Source organism: Micromonospora coriariae (assembly GCF_900091455.1).
GTDB classification, from domain to species: Bacteria; Actinomycetota; Actinomycetes; order Mycobacteriales; family Micromonosporaceae; genus Micromonospora; species Micromonospora coriariae.
In genome coordinates this window covers 3,586,614-3,612,074 of record NZ_LT607412.1, presented here as the reverse complement: position 1 = coordinate 3,612,074, position 25,461 = coordinate 3,586,614, and the positions used below count along the sequence as shown (strand labels likewise).

Genomic DNA, 25,461 nt, shown 5'->3' with positions numbered 1-25,461 from the left:
GTTATGCGCGTGCTGTTCAACAGCCGGGCCAAGCACGACTACCTTTCCGACGCGTTGACCTTGCTATCGGGTTGGACGCGTGAAGGCGAGCAGATTCGACGGACTCTGGAGATCGACGATACCCAACACGCGGCGCTGACCGAACGGGTGAAGGTCGTCGCCGACGCGCTGCGTCTTCGTCCCGAGATCAGCCGCCGGTCAGACAGTACCCAGATCCGGGTCGGGCACGGTAACGGCGAGCCGCTGACCGAGGGCGAGGTCCTGCTGGCGGCCCGCATCGAGGACGCGTACCGCGCGGTCACCGAGTCCTGACCGCTCGCTGCGACGGCACCGACCACGTCGAGCACACCGGTCAGCGACTACTTCGCCGCCGACAAGGCCTGGTGGTACATCACCCTGCTGACCATCGGTTACCTGGTGAGCCGCGGCCTGGCCAAGTCCGGCAGCCGCAGCGCCGACCACGACCCGCGCAGCGACCACTGACACACCCCGGAAGCCCCGCGCTTCCCCGTCGCGTGGACGGGAAGCGTGGGGCTTCCGCGTGGTCGGGCTCATCCGTCAGCGCGGCCGTCCTGCGGGTACCAGCGCAGCTCCACCGAGTTGCCGTCCGGGTCGCGCACGTAGATCGAGGTTGCCGAGCCGCGGGCACCGAACCGGTCGACCGGCCCGGTCAGCACCGTGAAGACGCCCGAGGCGATCACCTGCGCCCAGTCCAGCGGCGCCACCACCAGGCAGAAGTGGTCGACGTTCGTGCCCTGCGGGTCGCCCCGGACGAGGTCGATGATGCTCTCGGAACTGATCCGCACCGACGGGAACGGGACGGTTCCGGCCCGCCACTCGTCGACCCGTACCGGCGCGAGCCCGAGCCGGCCGCAGTAGAAGTCCAGGGCCCGCTCCACGTCCGTGACGGTCAACACCAGATGGTCGAATCCCGTCACCCGCACCGCGCTCACGCCTCCTCCAGCGCGGCCGCCGCGCGCAGCCAGTCGGTGAACAGGGCCGGGTCGATGTCCGCGACGCCGTGCAGCTTCACCACCGCCATGGCCCGTGCGGCGGGCACCAGTCGCCCGGACCGGTCGACGATCTCCTGCCCCCGCCAGAGCCCGAAGGTGACGTAGGACCCGTACCCCTTGACCAGGCAGACCGGGCGCTGGCCGGGCCGGCCGCCCAGACTCCACACCGGGTGGCCGTGCCACATCGCGCCGGTCGCCCCGGGCAGGGCGTCCGCGATGACGGGCGTCAGCTTCTCCCCGATCTCGCGGAGCGGGCCGGCCAGACCGGCCAGGTAGTCGTCGATGCTCATTTCGCAGCCTCTCAATCGGCGGGTTCCTTGCCTGCTCCACGATGCGCCGACGGGGGCAGCGGACCAAGATCGGTTGCCGCTACGATCGTTGACCACAGGTCAACGGTGGGAGCGACGTGCTGGAGCGGTACGAGGTCGAGACCTTCCTGACCCTCGCCGAGGAGCTGCACTTCGGCCGGACCGCCGAGCGACTACGGGTCAGCACCGGCCGGGTCAGTCACGTCATCAAGAAGCTGGAGCGCCAGATCGGGGCACCGCTGTTCGCCCGGACCAGTCGGGTCGTCCAGCTCACCCCGATCGGGCGGCAACTCGCCGACGACCTGGCCCCGCACGTGGCCGGGATCGACGAGGCGGTCCGCCGGGCGGTCGACGCCGGCCGGGGCATCACCGGGACGCTGCGGGTGGCGTTCCTCGGCGAGTGGACCGCGCCTGTGCTGCTCCGTGCGGTGGCCCTGTTCTCCGAACGGCACCCCGACTGCAAGGTGGAGGTGCACGAGGCGCAGTTGTCCACCACCCGGTCCGGGCTGCTCGACGGCTCGACCGACGTGCTGATCGCCTCGTACCCGTTCGACGGGATGGTCAACGGCCCGGCGCTGCTGTCCGAAGGCCGGATGCTGGCGGTGGCCGCGGATCACCCGCTCGCCCGGGAACGGTCCGTGTCGCTGGAGGTGCTCGCCGACCATCCCGTGGTGCAGTACCCATCTGTGACGTCTGCGGAGTTCAAGCGGGACCGGACTCCGGAGCACACCCCGTCCGGCCGGCCGGTGCCAAAGGGCCCCGCCGGGAACACCTTCTCCGAGATGCTGACACTGGTGGCGATGGGCCGGGGCGTGCTGCCGGTGGGCGGGCACACCCCCCGCTACTACCCCCGCCCCGACGTGGCGTACGTGCCGATCCACGACGCGCCGCCCATCGAGCGGGGCCCCGTGTGGCTGGCCAGCAACACCACCAACCGGGTACGGGAGTTCGTCCGCGCGGCGACCGACGCGAACAGCGCGGGCCGATGAGACACGGCGAGTTCCGACATCCGCGACTGGTCCAGGTCTACGACGCCGAGTGCGCGTGGGGGCCGGACGACGACTTCTTCCGGGCGGTGGTCGACGAGACCCCGGCCGCTCGGGTCGTCGACCTGGGCTGTGGCACCGGCCGCCTGACCGTCGCCCTCGCCGCCGCCGGCCACACCGTCACCGGTGTCGACCCCGCCGGCGCGTCGTTGGCCGCCGCCCGCGCCCGGCCGGGCGGCGAGCGGGTGACCTGGATCGAGGGCACCTCGGCCGTGCTGCCGGCCGGGGCATTCGACGTGGCGGTGCTGACCAGCCACGTGGCGCAGTTCTTCGTCGACGACGCGGAGTGTGCGCGTACCCTCGCCGACCTGCACCGGGCGCTGGCGCCCGGCGGCCGGCTGGTCTTCGACGCCCGCGACCCGGCGGACCGCCGCTGGGAGCGCTGGAACCCGGTGGACTCCCAGCGGCTGATCATGCTGCCGGACGGCGACGAGGTCCGTGCGTGGACCGAGGTCACCGGGGTACGCGACGGCACGGTCAGCTTCACCCACCACTACCGCTTCGTCGACGGCGAGGAGTTGCTCAGCACGGCGGATCTGCGCTTCCGCTCCGAGGCGCAGCTGCGCGACTCCCTGGCCGCTGCGGGCTTCACCGTGGACCGGATCCACGGCGGCTGGCACCGCGAGCCCGTCGGCCAGGGCGACGGCGAGTTCCTGGTCATCGCCCACAGCGGCGGGCTGGCGCCGGTTACCTAGCCTGGTCTGCATGGCGAACATCGCGTACGACCGCAAGGAGCAGGTCCAGCAGATCGAGAGTGGGCTCCTCGACGGTGAGCAGATCATCGCCGTCTACGACGCTGTCGGCACCGGCACCGGGTTCATCGGGCTGACCGACCGGCGCGTGATCATCCAGGACCGCTCGTTCGTCGGGAAGCGGCATGCGATCACCAGCATCCCGTACTCGAAGATCACCAGCGTGAGCGTGGTCAGCAACAAGTCCTGGGGCGGCACGTTCTTCTCCACAGGCGCGATCGCCATCCACGTCGGCACGCACACCTACGAGGTGGAGTTCCGTGGCGCGCAGAAGAGCCACCACGTGCACAACGTGATCCTGCACCACATCTCCTGAACCGCCCGGGCCGCCGGGTCGCGCGAGGTAAATGCCTTGCCCTGCTCCGGCGGCCTCTGGTGTCCTCAGCCGACAGCCGCGTGAAAGGAGCAGCCGACATGCCCCACTCGACGAAGTTCCTCCGCCCGAACGTCATCCGACCTGAGGAATCGAGGCTTCGTGAGCAGATCCGCTCCGACATCCGCGTCGCGGGAGAGCACCGCTGACACCCTGACCACCCCCGGAGGCCGCTGATGTCGGTCTTCGACGATCCCGGCCTCTTCGGCCAACTGTGGGCCGCCGGCTACGACGACGGACCGAATCCCGACCCGGCGCCGGCCGTCGACTTCCTGGCGGGCCTGGCCGACGGCGGTCCGGTCCTCGAACTGGCGATCGGCACCGGCCGCGTCGCGCTGCCGCTGGCCGAGCGCGGCCTGAGCGTGCACGGCGTCGAGGCGTCCGAGGAGATGCTGGCGCAACTCCGGGCCAAGCCCGGCGGCGACCAGATCCCGGTGGTGGTCGCCGACATGGCGGACGTACCCGTGCCGGGCCCGTTCCGCCTCGCCTACCTGGTCTACAACACGCTGTTCAACCTGGTGGACGCCGAGCGGCAGGCGGACTGCTTCCGCAACGTCGCCCGGGTGCTGTCGCCCGGCGGCGCGTTCGTCGTCGAGACCTTCGTGCCCGACCCGCGCAGCTTCGACCGGGACGAACAGGTGCAGGTCCGTGCCGTGACCGAGGACTCCGCGACGATCCGACTGCACAGGTACGACCGGCCGGCGCAGCGGTTCATCCGGCAGACCATCACGTTCGACGGCAACGGCGTACACCTGAAGCCGTTCGCCATGCGGTACGCCTGGCCGCACCAGATCGACGCGATGGCGCAGCAGGCCGGGCTCCGGCTCACCGAGCGGTACGCCGACTGGCACCGGCGACCGTTCGAGGCGGACAGCACGGCCCACATCTCCGTCTACCGGGCGGAATAGCGGCGATTGATCGACTCCGGGGCCGGGAGGCCGGTGGTCTCGATGTGTCACTGTCGATGACACCCGACCTTCACGGAGCCGGAGTCGATCTCCGCCGGCGGAAGCGAGGTTCCCGCCATGAGCAGACGCAGCCGCCTGATCGTCCGGGCACTCTCGGCGATCCTGCTGATCGTGGGCCTGCTCGTGGAGGAGGCCTCGGACGGCACGGCGTACTGGATCGGCTGGGCGCTGGTGGCCCTCGCCTGGGCGGGCGCCGTCGTCGCCGACATCGGCCCGCGCCGCCACGCCGCACGCGAGAACGCCCGGCTGCGGGCGGCGCTACTCGGCGGCGAGACTCCATCGAGAGCGGCCCTGCGTCCGGACCGTCCTCGCGTCGAGGACGACCGCCCGGACCGGTGATCCCGGCTCACCGGTGGGTGTCCTGGCCATGTCGTACCCGGCGGGCACGATGCGGAGCATGTCCGAGTCATCTCCGCACCGACACCACGCCATCGACTACATCGAGTTCACGGTCACCGACCTCGACCAGGCCAAGCGCTTCTACGCCGAAGCGTTCGGCTGGCAGTTCAACGACTACGGGCCGGGGTACGCCGGCATCCGCAGCCCCCACGGTGACGCCGCAGCCGAGGTGGGCGGTCTGCGTGCCGACCAGGAGGTCCGGGCCGGCGGTCCGCTCGTGCTGCTCTACTCGGCGGACCTGGATCGATCCGCGCAGGTGGTGAAGGACGCCGGCGGCCAGGTGGTGAACGGGCCGTACGACTTCCCCGGAGGCCGTCGGTTCCACTTCACCGACCCCAGCGGCAACGAACTGGGCGTCTGGTCCGAGCTGTAGCGGGCGTGGACGGCGAACTACGGCTCAGTTCCGCGTCAAGGTCCGAGACGCTATCCTCCGCCTGCTCACAGGGCGTCGCGCAGCTGTCCCCCGAGCGCCCGCCGGGCGGCCTCGCCCATGGGGTCGTCGTGGGTGGGGAGCCCCTGGATGGTCGGCAGCACTTCCTCCTGGAAGACGCCGTGCAGCCGGCGTAGTTCCCGCGCCGGATGCTCGGCGTCGTCGACCCCGTACGTCCCAGAGCGGGTACGGCTGATCGCCGATCACCGTCACGGTCGCCGACCGTGCGCCGTGCCGGTCGCCACCGGTCTCCTCGCCGGCCCCGACGGCCAGCACGAGCCGCTCGGCCAGGTCGAGTTCTCGGCTGTCCTCGAACACCCGGACGATCTCCGTGAGGGTCTCCGGGCCCACCAGGCGGTTGCCCTGTACCGCGTAACCCGGCCCGGTGCGGTGTCCCGCCCAGGCGCTTGTCCGGGAGCCGGTGAACGCGTGCGAGCGACCCTGATGGTCGACCATGCCGACCTGTCGCACCTCCCGACCCGGGTCCCGGGCCAGCAGCTCGGTCAGGACTTCCTGCGGCGAGCGGCCCTCGCCGAGCAACGGCAGGCCGTCGTAGGCCAGGAACGGGTTCGAGGTGGCCTGGGTTGCCACCGCACCACCGCCGGAGTGAACGTGTGCGACGATCTTGCCGACCGCCGGCCTGGCCGTCAGGGCTCCCACCCCGAGCTGACCGGTACGCGGACACCGTGCGGCGATCGAAAAGGTCACGGTCGGCAGGTACCCGGACGAACGCCAGGCATGCCGGAGCCGGCCCCGGTTGCCCATGTTCGCCTCGACTGACGCCTGCCAGGTGGGAGACGCCCGGGTTCAGACGTTGAAGCGGAACTCCACGACGTCGCCGTCCTGCATGACGTACTCCTTGCCCTCGATGCGGACCTTGCCCGCCGCCTTGGCCGCCGCCATCGATCCGGCCGCGACCAGATCGTCGTAGGAGACGACCTCGGCCTTGATGAAGCCGCGCTGGAAGTCGGAGTGGATGACGCCCGCGGCCTCCGGCGCGGTGGCGCCGACCGGGACGGTCCAGGCGCGCGCTTCCTTCGGGCCGGCGGTCAGGTACGTCTGGAGCCCGAGGGTACGGAAGCCGACCCGGACGAGCTGGTTGAGGCCGGGCTCGTTCTGCCCGATCGACTCCAGCAGCTCGCGGGCCTCCTCCTCGGGCAGGTCCACCAGCTCAGATTCGATCTTGGCGTCCATGAAAACGGCCTCGGCGGGGGCGACGAGGGCGCGCAGCTCGTCGAGGAACGCGGCGTTGGCCAGTTCGGCCTCGTCGACGTTGAAGACGTACAGGAAGGGCTTGGTGGTGAGCAGGTGCAGCTCACGCAGGTGCTCCAGCTCGATCTTGGCGGCGGCGGCCCCGGAGTACAGGGTGGTGCCGCCGTCGAGCACCTCGATGGCCGCCTTCGCGGCGGCGACCGCGGCCAGGCGGTCCTTGCGGAGCTTGGCCTCCTTCTCCAACCGGGGCAGCGCCTTGTCCAGCGTCTGCAGGTCGGCGAGGATCAGCTCAGTGTTGATCGTCTCGATGTCGTCGGCCGGGGAGACCTTGCCGTCAACGTGCACCACGTTCGGGTCGGAGAAGGCCCGCACCACCTGGCAGATCGCCGAAGCGTCCCGGATGTTGGCCAGGAAGGCGTTGCCCCGGCCCTGCCCCTTCGACGCGCCGCGGACCAGGCCGGCGATGTCGACGAACGACACCGGAGCCGGCAGCACCTTCTGCGAGGAGAAGATCTCGGCCAGCTTCCCCAGCCGCTCGTCGGGCAGCCCGACCACGCCGACGTTGGGCTCGATGGTGGCGAACGGGTAGTTCGCCGCCAGCACGTCGTTCTTGGTCAACGCGTTGAAAAGCGTGCTCTTGCCGACGTTGGGCAGGCCGACGATGCCGATGGTGAGACTCACGACGGGCCAGCTTACGCCGGTGCCGGACCGGCCGGTCCACGCGGCTCGGTTTTCGACTCCAGCCGGCCCGCTCCGGAGGCGCTTGCGGGGGCGGCGGTCAGCCGAGCAGGCGCGGGGCGATGACCGCCTCCCGGACGCTGCCGTCCGCGCCGCGGCTGACCTCGTACGCCGAAACGCCCTCGCGGTCGGCGACCGCCTCGACCAGTCGGGTGCCCCGGTAGACCAGCCCCACCCCGTCGTCGGTGCAGTAGCTGGTCGGCAACGTCTCGTCGCCGACCAGCTCGTGCATCAGCGGTCGGCGCTGGCCCTCGCTGTCGTAGTGCACCCCGTTGCCGTACGGCAGCCAGCCCAGGCCGTCGGTGAAGCCACGCAGCCGGGGGCCGAAGCTGTCGGTGGCGCCACCCACATGCCAGCAGATCGAGCCGGCGGAGACGCCGCCCAGCACCACGCCGGCCTGCCAGCACTCGTGCAGGATCTCGTCGAGCCCGTGCACCCGCCACAGCGCGACAAGGTTGGCAACGCTGCCGCCGCCGACCCAGATCACGTCCTGGGCGAGCAGGTGGGCGCGGACGTCCTCGACGTTCGGCATCGGGAACAGGGCGAGGTGCGACAGCCGGAAGCGGGTGTCGGCGAACGCGCCGTAGATGGCCGTGAACGAGGTGGGCTGGTCCCCGACAGCCTGCCCGAGGTAGCAGATGCGCGGCTGCGGGCCGGCCTCGGCCAGCTCGGCGGCCAGCTCGAACACCGGGCCCGGGCGCAGGTCGGTGGGGCCGCGGTCGCCCCGGAAGAAGCCCATGCTGGTGGCGAGGATTGTCGGTTCGCTGGCGGGCATGTGGGTCCTTCCGTCGGTGCGGGACGGCTTCATCCTGCCGCAGCGGGCCGCCGGCCGATCACCCCGCCCGTGGTGGGGCCGATGCCCGCTCAGCCAGCGCGTCTCTGGCGGGGCACCAAGGCCGGCGCGTCGACGATCGTTCCGGTCGACTCGGTGCGCTGGCCCTCGGCCGGCTCGTCCTCCGGCCAGTGACCCGGGGGCAGTTCCCCGAACGGCCGCTCCTCCGGGGGCAGTTGCGCGGCGGCGGCGTGGGGCAGGGTGAACCGTTCGGCGGCGGCCGGGCCGGCCCAGACCGACTCGCGCAGCATCCAGCGCACCTCGTCGGCCGTCCAGCCCAGCCCCGGCCGGCCCGCGATCTCCCGGACCAGCCGCCGGCCAACCCGGGTGTCGTCGTCGTAGAAGCGCATGCACCAGTGGTGCGTCCACATGCCCAGCGCGCGCAGGCCCGCGTCGTCGAGTGAGCGGGCCAACCGGCCGCAGGCGGTGTCGGCGAAGGCCGGCTCGGCGTCGGCCGCCCGGTCCCGCTCGATCGCGCCGACGGCCGCCGGTGCCACGGCACGCATCCGGCGGTAGAAGGACTGCACCACCGCTCGGGGCAGCGGCGGGAACGCGTCCCGTGTCGATGCCGCCGCCCGACCCGCCACGCTCGCCATCACCGCACCCCTTCTTGAGTTGGTGGCCGGACGTTACCCGCCACGACCGACACTTCCGGGCGGAAAAGCGGCACGGATCGTGGATAGCGAGGATGACCTGGGGCGTCTGTACGGGTGACAACCAAACGGGGGTGGCGGGTGGACGACGACGAACGCGCCCGATTGGCCGAGTTCGTCGCCAGCCGGACTCCGGCGTTGCTGCGGGTCGCGTACCTGCTGACCGGGGATCGCAACGCCGCCGAGGATCTGTTCCAGTCGGCGTTGGCACGCACCATCCCGAAGTGGGGAACCATCCGGCACGCCGACCCCGAGGGATACCTGCGGGTGGTCATGTACCGCGAGCAGATCAGCTGGTGGCGGCGACTGCGGCGGTGGCGGGAGACGCCGCTCAACCCGGCCGACGAGCCGGTGGGCGCCGATCCGAGCAGCGGGTCGGACGTGCGGCTGGCGATGCGCGCTGCACTGCGCCACCTGCCACCGGCGCAGCGGGCGGTGGTCGTGTCGTGCCCAGCCTGCCCGCGCCCACCCCGTCCGGGCCGGTCGCCGTACCCAGTCCGTCCGGGCCGGTCGTCGTACCCAGCCCGGCGCCTCCGACGGTCGAGCCCAGCCCGCTCGGCCCGCCCGGCGTGCCGAGCCGAGTGAGCTGATCAGATCCGGTCAGATCGGGCGGTTGCCGCCCGATCTGACCGGCCCGGGCGAACGCTCGGTCCGAGATCCCGGTCACCCTCGCGCGGCATTTTCCGAACCGGCGCGCTCCCGCAACCCGACGAACAGGATCAGTGGCCAACGCGAGTTTGTCGGGGCCGGTGCGACCGCCCACTCTTGAGCGATGACCGACCACGGACACCGGCGCGCCGCCGCCCTGGCCCGGGTGCCCGACTCGCTCACCGGACAGATCGTCACACCCGGCGACCGCAGGTACGCGCAGCTGCGCTCGACGTACACCACGACGGCGTCGCCGGCCGGCGTCCTGCTGCCGAAGAACGCCGCGCAGGTGGTCGCCGCGATCCGGTACGCGCGGGAGCAACGGCTGCCGATCGCCGTCCGCAGCGGCGGACACGGCCTCTCCGGCGCCTCCTCCAACAACGGTGGTCTGGTCATCGACCTGTCCATGCTCAACCGGGTGCAGGTTCTCGATGAGCGGTCCGGGGTGGTCCGGGTCGAGGCCGGCGCGCGCTGGGCGAACGTCGCGAAGGCGCTGGCCCCGTACGGTCTGGTGATCAGCTCGGGTGACCACGGCAACGTCGGCGTCGGCGGCCTGACCACCGGCGGTGGCGTCGGCTGGCTGGTCCGCTCCTACGGCCTCACCATCGACCGCGTCCGTGCCGTGGAGGTGGCGCTCGCGGACGGGACGCTGTTGCGCGCGGACGCGGAGCACGAGCCGGAACTGTTCTGGCTGGTGCGGGGCGCCGGCCCGGGGGCGGGAATCGTGGTGGCGTTCGAGATCGAGGCCACCGAGCAGCGCAACGTCGGCGTGGCGCAGCTCGTCATCGAGGCGCACCCGGACGGCCGCACCGTTCGGGAGTGGGCGAACTACCTGTCGCAGGCGCCCCGCGAGCTGTCCGCGGCCGCCGTGCTGTTCGCGGAGGGACGGTCGGCCCTCATGTCCGTCACCGCCGTGGTGGCCGCCGAGAGCCTGCGCCGGGCCCGGCCCCTGGTGGAGCCGCTACTGGCCATCGGGAAGGTGCTCGAACACCGTGCCGACCTGCTGCCCTATCCGACCCTGGTGCCGACCGCGCACCTGCACCCGAACGTCGGGCAGCAGCGGGGCACGACCACCAACGGTTTGTTCACCGAGTTGGGCGAGGCCGGTGCGCGGGCGGTGATGCGGGCGGTCACCGGACGGGCGGTGATCCAGCTCCGCTCCATGGGTGGAGCGGTCAACGACATCGCCCCGGAAGCGACCGCCTACCCACATCGGCACCAGCACACCCTGGTCATCGCCTCGACGTTCCCTCCGCAGGGCGGTGCGGCGTTGGACGCCGCCTGGCGGGGCGCCGCCGGCCGGGCCGACGGCGCCTACGTCAACTTCGAGAGCCGGCCGGACCCGGCGGCGTTCGCCCGGATCTACCCGGGTGAGGCCGGTGCCCGGGTGCGTCGGCTGTGGCGGCGGTACGACCCGGACGGCGTGTTCCGGCCGGCTCTGCTCACCGGCCAGCCCGCCCGATCCGGCCAGCCGACCCGCTCCGGCCAGCCTCATCGGCGCCGCCGCTGAGCCGCCAGCGCCACGGCGCCCCCGCCGCCGGCCGGCCGTTAACAAGGGGCCCTTGCTATGCAGCAGGCGTTAATAAGGTGCCCTTCCTTACGCCCGCACCCGTTTGCTCCCGCACGGCCGCGTCCGATTTCCGCCAGCCGATCGCTCGTGGAGCGGGGCATCATCGGTGACGTGGAGATGGACTTCGAGCGGTGCTACCGGGCCGTGGACAGCCGTGACCAGCGGTTCGACGGCTGGTTCTACACCGGCGTGACGTCGACCGGGATCTACTGCCGGCCGTCCTGCCCCGCGACCACCCCCAAGCGACAGAACGTCCGGTTCTTCCCGTCCGCCGCCGCGGCGCAGGGTGCCGGGCTACGTGCCTGCCGCCGCTGCCGTCCGGACGCCGCACCCGGCTCGCCCCACTGGGACGTCCGCGCGGACGTGGTCGGCCGGGCGATGCGGTTGATCGCCGACGGGGTGGTCGACCGGGACGGCGTCCCCGGGCTGGCCGCCCGGCTCGGCTACACCGAGCGGCACCTGCACCGGATGCTGCGCGCCGAGATGGGCGCCGGGCCGCTCGCGCTGGCCCGGGCCCAGCGGGCGCAGACCGCCCGGATCCTGATCGAGACGACCGGCCTCGGCATGGCCGAGATCGCGTTCGCCGCGGGATTCGGCAGTGTGCGGCAGTTCAACGACACGGTCCGCGAGGTGTACGGCGTCGCACCGTCCGAGCTGCGGTCCGCCCGTGGCCGGCGCCAGGCTCCGGTCGGGGCGGGGACGATCACGCTCCGGCTGGCGTACCGTCCGCCGCTGCACGCCCGGGCGCTGCTGGACTTCCTCTCGGTGCGGGCGCTGCCCGGGGTGGAGGAGGTCCGCGACGGGACGTACCACCGGGGGTTGCGGCTGCCGCACGGTGCCGGCGAGGTGGCGCTGACCCCGGCGGACGGGCACGTGGCGGCGACGTTGCGCCTGGCCGACCTGCGCGACCTGGCGCCGGCGGTGGCCCGCTGCCGCCGGCTGCTCGACCTGGACGCGGACCCGGTCGCCATCGACGCCACGCTCGCCGCCGACCCGGCGCTCGCCCCGGCGGTCGCCGCCGAACCCGGCATCCGGGTCCCCCGTGCGGTGGACGGCTTCGAGCTGGCGGTCCGCGCCATCATCGGCCAGCAGGTCTCGGTCACCTCCGCCCGCACCACCCTCACCCGCCTGCTGGCCGCCCGAGTTGATCATGAGGTTGTTGTCGACGATGCCGGCGTGTCGCGGCAACAACTTCATGATCAGCGGGGTGGGTTGCGGGGCTTTCCCACCGCCGAGGAGCTGCTGGAGGTGCCGGATGAGGGGTTCGGGATGCCGGTTGGGCGGCGGGAGACGGTGCGCGCTCTGGCGCGGGCGGTAGCCGGCGGGGAGCTGGACCTGGCCTCGGGCGGCGACCGGGAGGAGACCGCCCGGCGCCTGCTGGCGCTGCCCGGCATCGGCCCGTGGACCGCCGGCTACCTGGCGATGCGCGCCTTCGGCGACCCGGACGTCCTACTCCCCACCGACCTGGCGGTCCGGCGCGGCGCGGCCGCGCTCGGCCTGCCGGACACCTCGAAGACCCTCGACGCGTACGCCGAACGTTGGCGCCCCTGGCGGTCCTACGCCACGATCAGACTCTGGAGAGCGGCATGAGCATCGACAGCACCGTGCTGAGCACACCGACCGGCCCACTGAGCATCATCGCCGGTCCGGACGGTGAGGTCCGGGCAGCCGGCTTCACCCCCGACCCGGCGGCGCTGCTGCCCCTGGTCCACCCCACCCTGCGGGCGCCCCTGCGGCCGCGGGCCGACCTCGGCCCGGTCAGCGTGGCCGTCCGGTCCTACCTGGACGGTGACCTCACCGCCATCGACGCGGTGCCGGTGCGGCAGAGCACCGGCGGCGAGTTCATGGCGCACGCCTGGGAGGTGCTGCGCGAGGTCCCGCCGGGCACCCCGGTCACCTACACCGGGTACGCGGCGCTGGCCGGCCGGCCACCGGCGGTGCGGGCCGCCGCGGCCGCCTGCGCCCGTAACGCCGTGGCACTGTTCGTGCCCTGCCACCGGGTGCTGCGTACCGACGGCACGCTCGGTGGCTACCGCTGGGGGCTGGACGTGAAGAAGTGGCTTCTCGGTCATGAGCGGCGGTTGACAACAACCTGACACAAGCATCGACAGCCATTGACGCTACCGTCGGGTAGTGCCTGTGGAGAGCGACGGCGACCCGGCCGCCCGGGTCGCCGCGGGCCCCCACCCCGTGCACAACCTCTGGCGGCTGCGCCGCTACCTGCGCCCGTACGCCACCGAGTTCGCCTGGCTGCTGGTCGCCGGGCTCGCCGGCACCGCTGCCGGAATCGCCGTACCGCTGGTGGTGCAGCGGGTGGTGGACGGGCCGGTGGCCCGGCACGATCCCGCCGGCCTGCTCCAGCTCGGTGGCCTGGCGCTGCTGCTCGGCGTCGTCGAGGCGGTGCTCATCTTCATCCGCCGCTGGGTGCAGTCCTCCTCCGCGGTGGGCATGGAGGCGGCGCTGCGCGCCGACGTCTACGCGCACCTGCAACAGTTGCCGACCAGCTTCCACGACCGCTGGCAGTCCGGCCAGTTGCTCTCCCGGATCACCAGCGACCTCTCGGTGATCCGGCGGTTCCTCTCCTTCGGCGTGTTCTTCCTGGTGCTCAACCTGACCACCTACCTGGTGGTGGTGCTGCTGCTGATCCACCTGCACCCGGCGCTCGGACTGCTGGTGGCGGCCAGCGCGGTGCCACTGCTGCTGATCAGCCGCCGGTTCGGCCGGCACTACCACGCCGCGTCGCGCCGGATGCAGGACCAGCAGGGAGACGTGGCGACCCTGGTCGAGGAGACGGCGCAGGGCCTGCGCACCATGAAGGCGTACGGCCGGGGGGTCGAGCTGGCCGGCCGCTTCGCCGGCGGCGCCCGGACGCTGCACGACACCGGCGTGGCCAAGGGCCGGTTGCTGGCCAACACCGCGGCGCTGCTCGACCTGGTGCCCAACCTGACCCTCGGCGTGGTGCTGGTGGCCGGGGCTGCCGCCGCCGCGCGGGGTGCGCTCACCATCGGCGAGCTGGTCGCGTTCGTCAGCCTCCAGCTGATGCTGATCTGGCCGGTGCAGTCACTGGGTTGGATCATCGCCAACGGCCAGGAGGCGGCCACCGCCGCCGACCGGATCCAGGAGGTGCTGGACACCCCGCCGCAGATCGTGGACGCTCCGGGCGCTCTCGCCCTGCCCCGCGATGCGGTCCACGGCCGACTCCGCTTCGAACGGGTCGCGTTCCGCTACCCGGGCACGACAACGCCGGTGCTGCGCGAGATCGACCTCAGCATCGAGCCGGGCGAGACGTTGGCGCTGGTGGGCGCCACCGGCAGCGGCAAGAGCACGCTGCTCTCCCTGGTGCCCCGGCTGCACGAGGTGACCGGCGGCCGGATCACCCTGGACGGACACGACCTGCGCGAGCTGCGGCTCGACTCGCTGCGCCGACTTGTCGGGGTGGCGTTCGAGGAGCCGACGCTCTTCTCCATGTCGGTGTGGGAGAACCTCACCCTGGGGCACCCGGACGCCGGCGACGACGAGGTCCGGGCCGCGCTGGCGCTGGCCCAGGCCGACTTCGCGTACGACCTGCCGTGGGGGCTGGCCACCCGGGTGGGTGAGCAGGGGCTGTCCCTCTCCGGTGGCCAGCGGCAGCGGCTGGCGCTGGCACGGGCGGTGCTCGGTCGCCCGGCGCTGCTGGTGCTGGACGACCCGCTGTCCGCGCTCGACGTGCACACCGAGGCGCTGGTCGAGGCGGCGCTGCGGCGGGTGCTGCGGAACAGCACAGCGCTGCTGGTGGTGCACCGACCGTCGACGATCGCGCTGGCCGACCGGGTCGCCCTGCTCGACGGCGGGCGGATCACCGCGATCGGCAGGCACTCCGAGTTGCTGGCCACCGTACCGGCCTACCGGGCCCTGCTGGCTGCCGAGCCGCCGGCCGGGCAGCCACCGCCAGCCGGGGTCACCGGGCCCGCCGCGCCCACCGCGGGCGGACGGGGGCTGGTGCGTTCGTGAGCGTGCCGGAGCAGGCCGATCCACCCGGGGAGGAGCCGGAGCTGACCCGGTGGCGTGGGACGGCCACCGACCCGGAGGCCGACCGCAGCCGGGCCGAGGAGAGCACCCCCGAGGCGGTGACCCGGCTGCGCCGGCACAGCCGGGCACTGCTGGCCGATCTGCTCCGCCCGCACCGGGGGCGACTCGCCGCCGCGGTCAGCCTGCTGCTGGCCCAGAACGCCGCCGCGATGGCCGGCCCGTACCTGGTCATGATCGGCATCGATCGGGCCATCGCGCCGCTGCGGGCCGGCAACCCCGGCCCGCTCGCCGCCGTCGCCGGGGCGTTCGCCGCCGCCGCGGTGACCGAGTACGCGGCCCGGCGCGGCTTCCTCGCCCTGTCCGCCCGGATCGGCCAGGCCGTCCTGCTGGACCTGCGGCAGCGGGTGTTCGGGCACTTCCTGCGACTGTCGGTGGGCTTCCACGAGCGGTACACCTCCGGCCGGATGGTCTCCCGGCTCACCAGTGACCTCGACTCGATCGCCGAGCTGGTCGACGGCGGGATCGACAGCCTGGTGCTCGCCGGGCTGTCGATCCTGTCGGTGGCCGCCATCCTGCTCTGGCTGGACCTGCCGCTGGCAGCGGTGACGCTGCTCGCCTTCCCGTTCCTGTTCTGGCTCTCGCGCTGGTTCGCGCGGGCGTCGGCCAGCGCCTACCGGCGGACCCGGGAGGCGGTCGCGCTGGTCATCGTGCACTTCGTCGAGTCGATGCGGGGCATCCGGGCGGTGCAGGCGTTCCGCCGGGAGCCACGTAACCAGCGGATCTTCGTGTCGCTCGGTGACGACTACCGGTCGAGCAGCCTGCACGCGTTCCGGCTGATCGCCACGTACTCCCCGGCGATCAAGCTGATCGGCAACGTCACAGTGGCGGTGGTGCTCTGCTACGGCGGCTGGCGGGTGCTCGGCGGGCGGACCGAGGTCGGGGTGCTCGCCGCGTTCCTGCTCTACCTGCGTCGCTTCTTCGAGCCGATGCAGGAGCTCAGCCAGTTCTACAACTCGCTCCAGTCGGCCACCGCCGCCCTGGAGAAGCTGGCCGGGGTGCTGGACGAGCGGCCAGCGGTCGCCGAGCCGGCCCGGCCGGTGCCGCTGCCGAACGGCGCCGGCCGCGGCGAGCTGACCTTTCGCGCGGTCTCCTTCGGCTACCGCGCGGACACCCCGATCCTCGCCGGGCTGGAGCTGACCGTGCCGGCCGGGCAGACCGTCGCGCTGATCGGGCCGACCGGCGCGGGCAAGTCGACAATCGCCAAGCTGGTGGCCCGGTTCCACGACCCGGACGCCGGCACGGTCCGGCTGGACGGGACCGACCTGCGCGACGTGAGCGACGCCGACCTCCGCCGCGCGGTGGTGCTGGTGACCCAGGAGAACCACCTGTTCAGCGGCACCGTGGCGGAGAACATCCGGTTCGGCCGGCCGGACGCCGACGACGCCGCGGTGCAGGCCGCCGCCCAGGCGATCGGCGCGCACGAGTTCATCGCCGCGCTGCCCGAGGGGTACGACACCCAGGTGCACCGGCGCGGCGGCCGGCTCTCCGCCGGGCAGCGGCAGCTGGTCGCGTTCGCCCGCGCCTTCCTGGCCGATCCGACCGTCCTGATCCTGGACGAGGCGACGTCCTCGCTGGACGTGCCGACCGAGCGGCTGGTGCAGCGGGCGCTCGGCACCATCCTGCGGGACCGGACAGCACTGGTTATCGCGCATCGACTTTCCACGGTGGAGACCGCTGACCGGGTACTCGTCCTCGACGGGGGGAGGGTCGTCGAGGACGGCCCGCCCGCCGTGCTGGCCGAGGCCGACGGCCGGTACGCGGCACTGCACCGGCAGTGGCGCGAATCGCTGGTCTAGCCACGAGCCGCGTCGTTCTTCCCGGCCGGGCGGGGTGTTGGGCGGCAACTACGTGGCCCGGCCCCGAGGTGGTGCCTACGATCGCAGGATGACCGAAACGGCGAGGACGGCCCGCGCCGGCGTCCCCGAGCGTCCGAGTTTGGACGGGCTCGAGGAGAGCTGGGCACGCCGCTGGCAGGAGGAGGGCACGTACGCGTTCGACCGCGCGAAGGGACGTGCCGACGTGTACTCGATCGACACCCCGCCGCCGACCGTATCGGGCGAACTGCACATGGGACACGTCTTCTCGTACACCCACGCCGACACGACTGCCCGCTACCAGCGGATGCGCGGTAAGGCGGTCTTCTACCCGATGGGCTGGGACGACAACGGCCTGCCCACCGAGCGTCGGGTGCAGAACGTGTACGGCGTCCGGTGCGACCCGGCGCTGCCGTACGACCCGGTGTGGCGGCCACCGGCGACCCCGGTCGACGACGCCGCCCGCCGCGACCCCACCCCGATCTCCCGGCGCAACTTCATCGAGCTGTGCGAGCGGTTGACGGTCGTCGACGAGCAGGCCTTCGAGGCGCTCTGGCGGCGGCTCGGGCTCTCCGTGGACTGGTCCCTGACGTACACCACGATCGGCCGGGTGGCCCGGGCGACCAGCCAGCGGGCGTTCCTGCGCAACGTGCACCGGGGTGAGGCGTACCAGGCGGAGGCGCCGACGCTGTGGGACGTGGGCTTCGCCACCGCGGTCGCCCAGGCCGAACTGGAGGACCGGGAGCGGCCCGGCGCCTACCACCGGCTGCGGTTCACCGGACCGGGCGGGCGGGAGGTGCTGATCGACACCACCCGGCCCGAGCTGCTGCCGGCGTGCGTGGCGCTGGTCTGCCATCCGGACGACGAGCGGTACGCCGACCTGGTGGGCGGCACGGCGCGCAGCCCGCTGTTCGGCGTCGAGGTGCCGGTGTACGCCCATCCGCTGGCCGACCCGGCCAAGGGCACCGGCGTCGCGATGGTCTGCACGTTCGGCGACCTGACCGACGTGACCTGGTGGCGCGAGCTGCGGCTGGACACCCGGGTGGTGATCGGCCGGGACGGCCGGCTGCTCCCCGAGCCGCCGGCCGGGGTGCCGGCGCAGCCGTACGCGGCACTGGCCGGGCAGACCGTCAACGGTGCTCGGCGGGAGATCGTCGGCATGCTCGCCGACGCGGGTGACCTGATCGGCGAGCCACGCCCGATCACCCACCCGGTGAAGTTCTACGAACGCGGCGACCGGCCATTGGAGATCGTCTCGACCCGGCAGTGGTACCTGCGCAACGGCGGTCGGGATGCCGACCTGCGGGCGACGCTGCTGGCCCGGGGTGAGGAACTGCACTGGGTGCCGGCGCACATGAAGCACCGCTACGACAACTGGGTGGGCGGCCTGACCGGCGACTGGCTGGTCAGCCGGCAGCGCTTCTTCGGGGTGCCGGTGCCGGTGTGGTACCGGCTCGACAACGCTGGCGAGCCGGACTGGTCCCAGCCTCTCACGCCGGACGAGTCCGCGCTGCCGGTCGATCCATCCACCGACCCGCCATCCGGCTACGACGAATCGCAGCGTGGCCGGCCGGGCGGCTTCGTCGGTGATCCGGACGTGCTGGACACCTGGGCCACCTCGTCGCTGACCCCGCAGATCGTCGGTGGCTGGGAGACCGACCCGGAGCTGTTCGCCCAGGTCTTCCCCATGGACCTCCGCCCGCAGGGGCAGGAGATCATCCGGACCTGGCTCTTCGACAGCGTGGTCCGGTCGCACCTGGAGCACGGGGTGCTGCCCTGGCGGGACACCGTGCTCTCCGGCTGGATCCTCGACCCGGACCACAAGAAGATGGCCAAGTCCAAGGGGAACGTGGTCACCCCGCTGGCGTTGCTGGAGCAGCACGGCTCGGACGCGGTGCGCTACTGGGCGGCCAGCGGCAAGCCCGGCATGGACCTGGCGTTCGACCCGGCGCAGATCAAGGTGGGCCGGCGGCTGGCCACCAAACTGCTCAACGCGTCGAAGTTCGCGCTCGGGTTGGGAGCCGCGGACGCGCTGCGCGCCCCGGCGACCGCGCCGCTGGACCGGGCAATGCTCGCCGAGTTGGCCACCGTGGTCACCGCCGCGGGCGCCGCCTTCGACTCCTACGACCACACGGCGGCGTTGCAGGTGACCGAGGCGTTCTTCTGGCGGTTCTGCGACGACTACATCGAGCTGGTCAAGGAGCGCGCGTACGGCACCGGAGCGGCGGCCGACTCCGCCCGGGCCGCGCTGGCCTCGGCGCTGTCGGTGCAGTTGCGACTGTTCGCCCCGGTCCTGCCGTACGTCACAGAGGAGGTCTGGTCCTGGTGGCGGTACGGCTCGGTGCACCGGGCGCCCTGGCCCACCACCCACGAGGTGGCCCGGGCGATCGAGGGAACGGGCGAACCGGCGCTGCTGCGGCTGGCCGGCGACGCGCTGAGCCAGGTGCGGCGGGCCAAGTCGGAGCGGAAGCTGTCGATGAAGGCGGAGGTGCCGCTGGCCGAGGCGCTCGGCCCGGCGGCGCTGCTGGACCAGCTCACCCTGGTCGCCGACGACCTGCGCGCGGCCGGCCGGATCGGCAAGCTCGATCTGCTCCCCGACCGCACCCCGGAACTCGTCATCGCCTGCGCCTTCTGACCCGCAAGGAAGGGCCCCTTCTTAACGCCTGGTGCATAAGAAGGGACCCTTCCTAACAGCTCACCAGCCGCGCAGGAAGCGCAGGCCGAGCAGGATCGAGACCACCGCCGGGCCGACCAGCAGGGTGATCGCCTGAAGCCGGTACGGCATCCGGTGCCGGGTCAGCTCGACGGCGTTGCCCAGCACGATCGCCCCGGCCAGCATCAGGAAAGCGCCCCACCAGCCAGTCTCCAGGTGGATCAGATCCACCCGGATCAGTTGCAGGGTCAGACCGAGCAACGCGCCGGTGAGCGCGAGCAGGGCCACCGCCCGGTGCAGGCCACGGGCCAGCGGGTGGGCCGCCCGCCACAGGTAGGTGCCGGCGACCGCCAGGCAGGGCAACACCACCAGCACCGGCCAGCCCCGGCCCATCACACCGAACATCAGCAGGGCGCCCACCGCGAACACCAGCGTGCCGACGCAGGCGATGACGTAACCGGCGAAGGCGCGTCCCCCGCGCCGGGCCAGCAGCGGCCCGCCGCTGGCCGCGATCAACGCGCCCGGGATCAGGATGAACCCGGCCCACCAGTGGAACCGTCCGCTGCCCTGAGCCGCCGTCGCGACAGTGGCGCAGGCCAGCCCGGCGACCGCCAGGCTGGTCAGCCAGGGCCGGCTGCTCCGGGAGTACGGCTCAGCCAACGACATCCGCTCCAGTTCGACGCTCACGCCCACCAGCCTGGCCGGCGACGCCCCTGCCGGTCCATCCGGCCAGCCCTACCGCCGGGCGGTGGCTGGCCGGAACAGCAACTCGCAACCGGTTCAGCTCGTCTCGCCGGCCACGCTGAACGAGCGCAGGCGGTCGATGGCCAGCACTGTGAAGCCGACGCTGACCAGCGCGGTCATCACCGACGCCACCGGCACCGACACCGTGGTCTCCAGCAGCCCGGTGGGGGCGAGCCGGTCGGCGAGGGCGATCACGTACTGCTGGATGGAGAGCACCTTGGTGCCGCTGACGAAGTTGCCCAGCAGCCCCTCCCAGATCAGCACGTAGACCAGCCCGAGCAGCACCGGCCGCCTGGTGACCAGGCTGAGCGCGAGGAACAACGCCGAGTACGCCAGCGCGCCGAGCGCCGCCGCGACCGCCAGCGCCAGGCCGAGGCGTACCGAATCGGCGAGCACGCCCGCGACGTAGAGCGGCACCGCCACGGTGACCGCGGTGACCGCGGCGGCCACCGCGAGCTTCGGCAGCACGATCTGCCAGCGCGGCAGCGGCTTGGTCAGGATGTGCACCACAGTGCCGTCGTCGATCTCGGCGCCCAACACGCCCGTGCCGATGATCAGCGCCACCACCGGCAGCACCACGGCCAGCCCGAGGCCGACCAGCACCGGCGGCCCCCACTCGCCCGGGTCCACCCCCAACGACCGGCAGAGCACGGCCAGCCCGAGCAGCACCAACGGCAACGGAAGCAGCAGCAGGAATCGACGCCGGCCGAACAGCCCGCGTGCGGTGATCCAGCTAATTGTCGACATGTCAGGCCTCCACCAGGTAGGAGAAGACGCTCTCCAGAGACTCGTCGGACGGCACCAGCTGGCGCACCCGGATGCCTTGCTTGAGCGCGATCCGGGGTAGCGCCCGGGTGAAGGCGCCGTAGTCACCGGCCCGCACGGTCAGGCCGGTCGGGTCCAACTCGACCCCACTGACCGACGGCTCGGCGATCAGCGCGACGGCCAGGGCCCGGTCGTCGGTGGAGCGCACCGCGAACACGTGCGGGCGATTGGTCATCAACCGGCGGATGGTCCGGAAGTCGCCGGACGCCGCCAACCGCCCGGCCACCATCACCTGCACCGTCCCGGAGACCTGCTCGACCTCCTCCAGGATGTGCGAGCTGAACAGGATCGTCCGACCGGCGTCACCCAGGCTGTGCAGCAGCTGCATCATGTGCAGCCGCTGGCGCGGGTCCATCCCGTTGAACGGCTCGTCGAGCAGCAGCACCTGCGGGTCGTGCACCAACGCGGCGGCCACCCGGGCACGCTGCCGCATGCCCTTAGAGTACGTGCCGATCCGGCGGTCCTGCGCCGACTCCAGCTCCACCAGGTCGATGGCCCGCCGGGCCGCAGCCGCCGGGTCGGCCAGCCGGTGCAGCTTCGCGCTGGCCAGCACGAACTCGTACGCGGTGAGGAAACCCTGCACCGCCTCCCGTTCACTGACCAGCCCCAGCCGCCGGTAGACGTCGGGGTTACGCCAGGTCGGCTCGTCGTCCAGGGTCACGGTGCCCCGCGACGGCGCGAGGAACCCGGCCATCATGTGCAGCAGCGTGGTCTTGCCGGCGCCGTTCGGGCCGAGCAGGCCGGTCACTCCCGGCCCGAGCGCCATGCTGATGTCGTTGACGGCGACCACGTTGCCGTACCACCGGGACACCCCGGTCAGGCTCAGCGTGCTCATCAGGAGGCGACCTTCCGGTAGCGAGCCAGCAGGAGGGCGGTCGCGCCGGCGACCAGCAGCAGGGCGGCCAGGGCGTAGACCGGGCCGAACCCGCCGATCATCATCTCGCCCGGATCGCCCTCGACCAGCAGGTCACCCAGCGACCAGATGCCCACCCCCTGCACCAGCGTGGAGGGCGAGGCGAGCCCGGCCAGCTCGTTGGCGGCGCGCGACGGCAGGATGCTCAGCACCCCGACGATCGGGGTGGTCATCAGGAAGACCGCCACCACCCCACCGGCGGCGAAGGCGCGCTTGCCGGTCAGCGAGGCGACCAGCAGCCCGACCGAGGCGAAGACCACCGCCCACAGCCCGGCGTAGAGCAGCCCGGGCAGCAGGTCGAGCAGCTCGTTCCACACCCCGCGCATACCCTGCTTGGTGGTGAAGGCGGCACCCAGGAACATCAGCAACTGCGGTCCGCCGAGCAGCAGCCAGAGGGCGGTGACCAGCGCCAGCAGCTTGGCCAGCGCGTAGTCGGCGCGCGGCAGCGGCCGGGAGAAGTACAGCGGCAGCACACCGCTGCGCAGGTCCCGAGAGACCAGCTCCGGAGCGACGACCGCGACGAAGAAGATGACCAGCCAGCTCATCGCGTCGGCGAACTGGGCGTACGTGGCGACCGGCTCGCCGATCTGGCTGCGTACCGCGGCCAGGGCCACCGCGACCAGGGAGACGATGCCGACCACCAGCCACGGGAAGATCTTGGCCTTGGCGCTGCGCCCGAACCCGAACGCGGTGCGCAGACCGTGCAGGTAGAGCGCGCCGAAGACCTGTCGGCGGCCCAGCCGTGGGCCCTCGTAGCGCTGGTAGCCGATGTCGTGGATGACGCCCGTCGGCGTGGAGCGCCCGGCGGCGGTTGACAGCTCAGGCATGGGAGAGCTCCCTCGTGGCGAAGAGTTCGGCCACCCGGTGCCGGCGCTGGTCCAGTCGGTGCAGGGGCAGGTCCAGCTCGGCGACCGCGCCGAGGATCAGGTCGTAGGTGCTGTCGTCGGCGAGCGGTACGAGCAGCAGCCGGCCGTCCCGCGCCACCGGCAGGTCGAGCGCGGCGAGCCGGGCGGCGAGTTCCTCGGTGCCCTCGCTGACCTCCACGGCGAGCACGTCGGTGGCCGAGGTCATCGCGGAGATGTTGTCGGCGCGCAGCAACCGGCCGCCGTCGATGGCGATCAGCGTGTCGCAGATCCGTTCCACCTCGCCCAGCAGGTGCGAACAGACCAGCACGGAGATGCCGAACTCGGTGCCGATGCGGTGCACCAGCGCCAGCATGGCGTCCCGCCCGGCCGGGTCGAGCCCGTTTGTCGGTTCGTCGAGCAACAGCAGGTCGGGATCGTGCACCAGTGCCTGCGCCAGCTTGACCCGCTGCTTCATACCGGTGGAGTAGCCACCGACCGGGCGGTAGCGCTCCTCATAGAGCCCCACGTGCCGCAGCGCCTCCGAGGCCCGCTCGCGGGCCGCGGTGCGCGGCAGGCCGCTCATCCGGCCGAGGTGGGTGACCAGCTCGGCGGCGGACAGGTCCGGCGGGAGGCAGTCGTGCTCGGGCATGTAGCCGACCCGGGCGCGGACGGCCGCCGGGTCGGCGGTCGGGTCGATGCCGAGCACCGAGACCTGCCCGCTGGTTGGTGCGATCAGGCCGAGCAGGATCTTGATCAACGTGGATTTCCCGGCGCCGTTCGCGCCCACCAGGCCGATGATCCCCGGCTCGACGGCGACGGTGAGGTCGGCCAGCGCGGTGACCCGACCTCCGTACGTCTTGGTGAGCGACTGGGTCGCGATCAGTGTCACGGTGCCAAGCGTAGGGAGTCGATGCCCCCCGCGGACACCGGCGCGCCCCCTGCACTCCCCTGATCCTCGTGGCGGCCGACCCCTAGGGTGCGTTCTCGGATGCGCGCGGGCCGGATCCGCCGCTGACCGGCCGCCCGGGTGGTGGAGTGGCGGCCTCGACCGATCGGCGGTCGGCTGCGAAACTGTGTGCCGGTCAGCGAGTGGGGGGTGTGGATGAGCAACGGCTGGGTGCTGCCCGACGAGGTGCTCCGGGACGCGCCGGCGTACACGCCGCGTCCCGGTGAGCTCGCAGATCTTGAGCTGCTGCTGACCGGCGCGTACGCCCCCCTGACCGGCTTCATGACCCGCGCCGATCTGGTCTCGGTCAGCCGCCGCGGCCGACTGGCGGACGGCACGCCGTGGCAGGTCGCGGTGACCCTCCAGCTGCCCGCCGCGCTGGCCCAGGGTTTCGATCCGCGCGACCCGGCCCGCCGGGCGCTTGTGCTGACCGACGGCGAGGGCGCGCCGGTGGCAGCCCTGGACGTGGCGGACGTCTGGCCGGTACGCGAGGGCGTGGCCGGGGTGGGCGGCCAGGTCCGGCGGCTGGGTGACGGTGGCCACGGGCCGTTCCAGCGGTTGCGCCGCAGCCCGGAGGAGGTCCGCGCGCTGCTGCCGCCGGGCCGGGTGCTCGGAGTGATCGCCGACCGGCCGCTGCACCGGCCGCAGCTCGCCCAGATCGCCCACGCCGCCCGCACCCTGGCCGCGCACCTGCTGGTGATGATTCCGGTCGGTGAGGGTGGCGCCGGCGGGCTCCCGCCGGAGGCTCTGGTGCGCAGCATCTTCGCCGCCCGGGACCGGATGCCACCGGCCACCCTGGTCGCGGTGCCACTGTCGCACCGGCGGGAGGAGATCGCCGACGCGCTGCTGCGCGCCCGGGTCTCCGCCGCCTACGGGGTAACCCACCTGCTCTCCACCGGGGAGATGCTCTCCGGCGCGGGGCTGCGGGTGCTGGTGCCACGCGAGCTGGCGTACGACAACCGGGACGGGCAGTGGCGCTGGCGGGAGGACATCCCGCCGCGCAACCGCCGTCTCGCGCTGACGCAGGAGGAGATCGACGACCTGCTCGACCGGGGCTTCCCGCTGCCGGAGTGGCACACCCCGCCCGCCGTGGCGAAGGAGCTGGCCCGGGCCCGGCCGTCGCGCCGGCACCGTGGCCTGGTCGTCTTCCTGACCGGGCTCTCCGGCTCCGGCAAGTCGACAATCGCCCGAGGCCTGGCGGACGTGTTGCGCGAGAGCGGCGACCGGACGGTGACCCTGCTCGACGGGGACGTGGTGCGCCGGGAACTCTCCGCCGGGCTTGGATTCAGCAAGACGGACCGGGATCTCAACATCCGGCGGATCGGCTGGGTGGCGGCGGAGATCGCCCGGCACCACGGGGTGGGCATCTGCTGCCCGATCGCCCCGTACGCGGCGGCCCGTGCCACCGCCCGGGAGATGGCCCTGGCCGCGGGGGCCGGTTTCGTGCTGGTGCACGTCGCCACCCCGCTGGAGGTGTGCGAGCAGCGGGACCGCAAGGGCCTGTACGCGCGCGCCCGGGCCGGCCTGCTCACCGGCATGACCGGCATCGACGATCCGTACGAGGAGCCGACGGACGCCGACCTGGTGGTGGACACCACCGACCTGAGCGTGCCGGAGGCGGTGCAGGCCGTGCTGCACCACCTGACCGAGACCGGCTGGGTGGAGATGAAAACCGCGTCCGCCTGAGGCGTACCCCGTTCCTTCCACCGCT

General features: G+C 72.6%; 24 protein-coding genes and 2 pseudogenes. 15 read left to right on the top strand and 11 right to left on the bottom strand.

Annotated elements, in window-relative coordinates; translation table 11 throughout:
* Positions 1 to 3 precede the first annotated feature (3 nt).
* Positions 4 to 312: a 4a-hydroxytetrahydrobiopterin dehydratase gene (locus tag GA0070607_RS16960; protein ID WP_089019073.1), complete on the top strand. Its 309-nt coding sequence runs from the start codon at positions 4 to 6 to the stop codon at positions 310 to 312.
* A 239-nt stretch (positions 313 to 551) separates the two neighbouring features.
* On the opposite strand, the gene GA0070607_RS16955 is transcribed toward GA0070607_RS16960, so the two are convergent.
* Together GA0070607_RS16955 and GA0070607_RS16950 are read right to left on the bottom strand one after the other, a co-directional pair.
* A complete protein-coding gene (locus GA0070607_RS16955) occupies positions 552 to 953 on the bottom strand; it encodes a VOC family protein (RefSeq protein WP_089019072.1) in 402 nt (133 codons plus the stop codon).
* Complete coding sequence (locus GA0070607_RS16950) at positions 950 to 1,303, bottom strand: DUF1801 domain-containing protein (RefSeq protein WP_089019071.1); 354 nt, start codon at positions 1,301 to 1,303, stop codon at positions 950 to 952. Before GA0070607_RS16950 ends, GA0070607_RS16955 begins: the two co-directional genes overlap by 4 nt.
* A gap of 116 nt (positions 1,304 to 1,419) precedes the next feature.
* On the opposite strand from GA0070607_RS16950, the gene GA0070607_RS16945 reads away from it, so the two are divergent.
* From GA0070607_RS16945 to GA0070607_RS16920, 6 genes are all read left to right on the top strand, one after another.
* Complete coding sequence (locus GA0070607_RS16945; RefSeq protein ID WP_089019070.1) at positions 1,420 to 2,310, top strand: LysR family transcriptional regulator; 891 nt, start codon at positions 1,420 to 1,422, stop codon at positions 2,308 to 2,310.
* Positions 2,307 to 3,062: a class I SAM-dependent methyltransferase gene (locus GA0070607_RS16940; RefSeq protein WP_089019069.1), complete on the top strand. Its 756-nt coding sequence runs from the start codon at positions 2,307 to 2,309 to the stop codon at positions 3,060 to 3,062. Before GA0070607_RS16945 ends, GA0070607_RS16940 begins: the two co-directional genes overlap by 4 nt.
* Before the next feature lie 10 nt (positions 3,063 to 3,072).
* A complete protein-coding gene (locus GA0070607_RS16935; RefSeq protein ID WP_007464929.1) occupies positions 3,073 to 3,435 on the top strand; it encodes a PH domain-containing protein in 363 nt (120 codons plus the stop codon).
* 233 nt (positions 3,436 to 3,668) lie between these two features.
* Positions 3,669 to 4,400 (top strand): class I SAM-dependent methyltransferase, encoded by a 732-nt coding sequence (locus GA0070607_RS16930; RefSeq protein WP_089019068.1) that lies wholly within the window; start codon positions 3,669 to 3,671, stop codon positions 4,398 to 4,400.
* Positions 4,401 to 4,517: 117 nt separating this feature from the next.
* Entirely contained in the window at positions 4,518 to 4,799 is a 282-nt protein-coding gene (locus GA0070607_RS16925; protein WP_089019067.1) for a hypothetical protein, read from the top strand.
* A 58-nt stretch (positions 4,800 to 4,857) separates the two neighbouring features.
* The gene (locus GA0070607_RS16920; RefSeq protein ID WP_089021896.1) at positions 4,858 to 5,232 is read left to right on the top strand and encodes a VOC family protein; all 375 of its coding nucleotides are present in this window, start codon (positions 4,858 to 4,860) and stop codon (positions 5,230 to 5,232) included.
* 237 nt (positions 5,233 to 5,469) lie between these two features.
* Here GA0070607_RS16920 and GA0070607_RS34140 read toward each other — a convergent pair.
* From GA0070607_RS34140 to GA0070607_RS16900, 4 genes and pseudogenes are all read right to left on the bottom strand, one after another.
* Positions 5,470 to 6,054 (bottom strand): annotated as a pseudogene (locus GA0070607_RS34140) (DUF1028 domain-containing protein); the annotation flags it as partial.
* 42 nt (positions 6,055 to 6,096) lie between these two features.
* Positions 6,097 to 7,182 (bottom strand): redox-regulated ATPase YchF, encoded by a 1,086-nt coding sequence (gene ychF, locus GA0070607_RS16910; RefSeq protein WP_089019066.1) that lies wholly within the window; start codon positions 7,180 to 7,182, stop codon positions 6,097 to 6,099.
* Positions 7,183 to 7,279: 97 nt separating this feature from the next.
* Positions 7,280 to 8,014 carry a Type 1 glutamine amidotransferase-like domain-containing protein gene (locus tag GA0070607_RS16905; RefSeq protein WP_089019065.1) on the bottom strand — a complete coding sequence of 245 codons (735 nt, stop codon included), beginning with the start codon at positions 8,012 to 8,014 and terminating at the stop codon, positions 7,280 to 7,282.
* A gap of 224 nt (positions 8,015 to 8,238) precedes the next feature.
* Positions 8,239 to 8,667 (bottom strand): annotated as a pseudogene (locus GA0070607_RS16900) (hypothetical protein); the annotation flags it as partial.
* A 138-nt stretch (positions 8,668 to 8,805) separates the two neighbouring features.
* On the opposite strand from GA0070607_RS16900, the gene GA0070607_RS16895 reads away from it, so the two are divergent.
* From GA0070607_RS16895 to valS, 7 genes are all read left to right on the top strand, one after another.
* Positions 8,806 to 9,309 carry a sigma factor gene (locus GA0070607_RS16895; protein WP_231929963.1) on the top strand — a complete coding sequence of 168 codons (504 nt, stop codon included), beginning with the start codon at positions 8,806 to 8,808 and terminating at the stop codon, positions 9,307 to 9,309.
* A gap of 187 nt (positions 9,310 to 9,496) precedes the next feature.
* Entirely contained in the window at positions 9,497 to 10,882 is a 1,386-nt protein-coding gene (locus tag GA0070607_RS16890; RefSeq protein ID WP_089019064.1) for an FAD-binding oxidoreductase, read from the top strand.
* A gap of 171 nt (positions 10,883 to 11,053) precedes the next feature.
* On the top strand, positions 11,054 to 12,532 hold the full coding sequence (locus GA0070607_RS16885) for a DNA-3-methyladenine glycosylase 2 family protein (protein WP_089021895.1): 1,479 nt from the start codon (positions 11,054 to 11,056) through the stop codon (positions 12,530 to 12,532).
* The gene (locus GA0070607_RS16880) at positions 12,529 to 13,038 is read left to right on the top strand and encodes a methylated-DNA--[protein]-cysteine S-methyltransferase (protein ID WP_089019063.1); all 510 of its coding nucleotides are present in this window, start codon (positions 12,529 to 12,531) and stop codon (positions 13,036 to 13,038) included. Before GA0070607_RS16885 ends, GA0070607_RS16880 begins: the two co-directional genes overlap by 4 nt.
* Before the next feature lie 37 nt (positions 13,039 to 13,075).
* A complete protein-coding gene (locus GA0070607_RS16875; protein ID WP_089019062.1) occupies positions 13,076 to 14,932 on the top strand; it encodes an ABC transporter ATP-binding protein in 1,857 nt (618 codons plus the stop codon).
* Positions 14,929 to 16,806, top strand: coding sequence for an ABC transporter ATP-binding protein (locus tag GA0070607_RS16870; protein ID WP_089019061.1), 1,878 nt, complete (start codon positions 14,929 to 14,931; stop codon positions 16,804 to 16,806). Before GA0070607_RS16875 ends, GA0070607_RS16870 begins: the two co-directional genes overlap by 4 nt.
* Positions 16,807 to 16,894: 88 nt before the next feature.
* Complete coding sequence (valS, locus tag GA0070607_RS16865; RefSeq protein WP_089019060.1) at positions 16,895 to 19,459, top strand: valine--tRNA ligase; 2,565 nt, start codon at positions 16,895 to 16,897, stop codon at positions 19,457 to 19,459.
* A 60-nt stretch (positions 19,460 to 19,519) separates the two neighbouring features.
* Here the strand turns inward: valS and GA0070607_RS16860 are convergent, their stop codons facing one another.
* The 5 genes from GA0070607_RS16860 to GA0070607_RS16840 all read right to left on the bottom strand — a co-directional run bounded on the left by GA0070607_RS16860 (position 19,520) and on the right by GA0070607_RS16840 (position 23,693).
* Positions 19,520 to 20,164, bottom strand: coding sequence for a hypothetical protein (locus tag GA0070607_RS16860; RefSeq protein WP_089021894.1), 645 nt, complete (start codon positions 20,162 to 20,164; stop codon positions 19,520 to 19,522).
* Between the two features lie 93 nt (positions 20,165 to 20,257).
* Positions 20,258 to 20,968, bottom strand: a complete 711-nt coding sequence (locus GA0070607_RS16855) for an ABC transporter permease subunit (RefSeq protein WP_089019059.1) — start codon at positions 20,966 to 20,968, stop codon at positions 20,258 to 20,260.
* Position 20,969: 1 nt separating this feature from the next.
* Positions 20,970 to 21,881 (bottom strand): ABC transporter ATP-binding protein, encoded by a 912-nt coding sequence (locus GA0070607_RS16850; RefSeq protein ID WP_030491871.1) that lies wholly within the window; start codon positions 21,879 to 21,881, stop codon positions 20,970 to 20,972.
* A complete protein-coding gene (locus tag GA0070607_RS16845; protein WP_089019058.1) occupies positions 21,881 to 22,786 on the bottom strand; it encodes an ABC transporter permease in 906 nt (301 codons plus the stop codon). Before GA0070607_RS16845 ends, GA0070607_RS16850 begins: the two co-directional genes overlap by 1 nt.
* A complete protein-coding gene (locus tag GA0070607_RS16840) occupies positions 22,779 to 23,693 on the bottom strand; it encodes an ABC transporter ATP-binding protein (protein WP_089019057.1) in 915 nt (304 codons plus the stop codon). Before GA0070607_RS16840 ends, GA0070607_RS16845 begins: the two co-directional genes overlap by 8 nt.
* A 213-nt stretch (positions 23,694 to 23,906) precedes the next feature.
* Between GA0070607_RS16840 and cysC the strand changes: the two genes are divergently transcribed.
* Positions 23,907 to 25,436 carry an adenylyl-sulfate kinase gene (gene cysC, locus GA0070607_RS16835; RefSeq protein ID WP_089021893.1) on the top strand — a complete coding sequence of 510 codons (1,530 nt, stop codon included), beginning with the start codon at positions 23,907 to 23,909 and terminating at the stop codon, positions 25,434 to 25,436.
* The last annotated feature ends 25 nt before the right edge of the window (positions 25,437 to 25,461 follow it).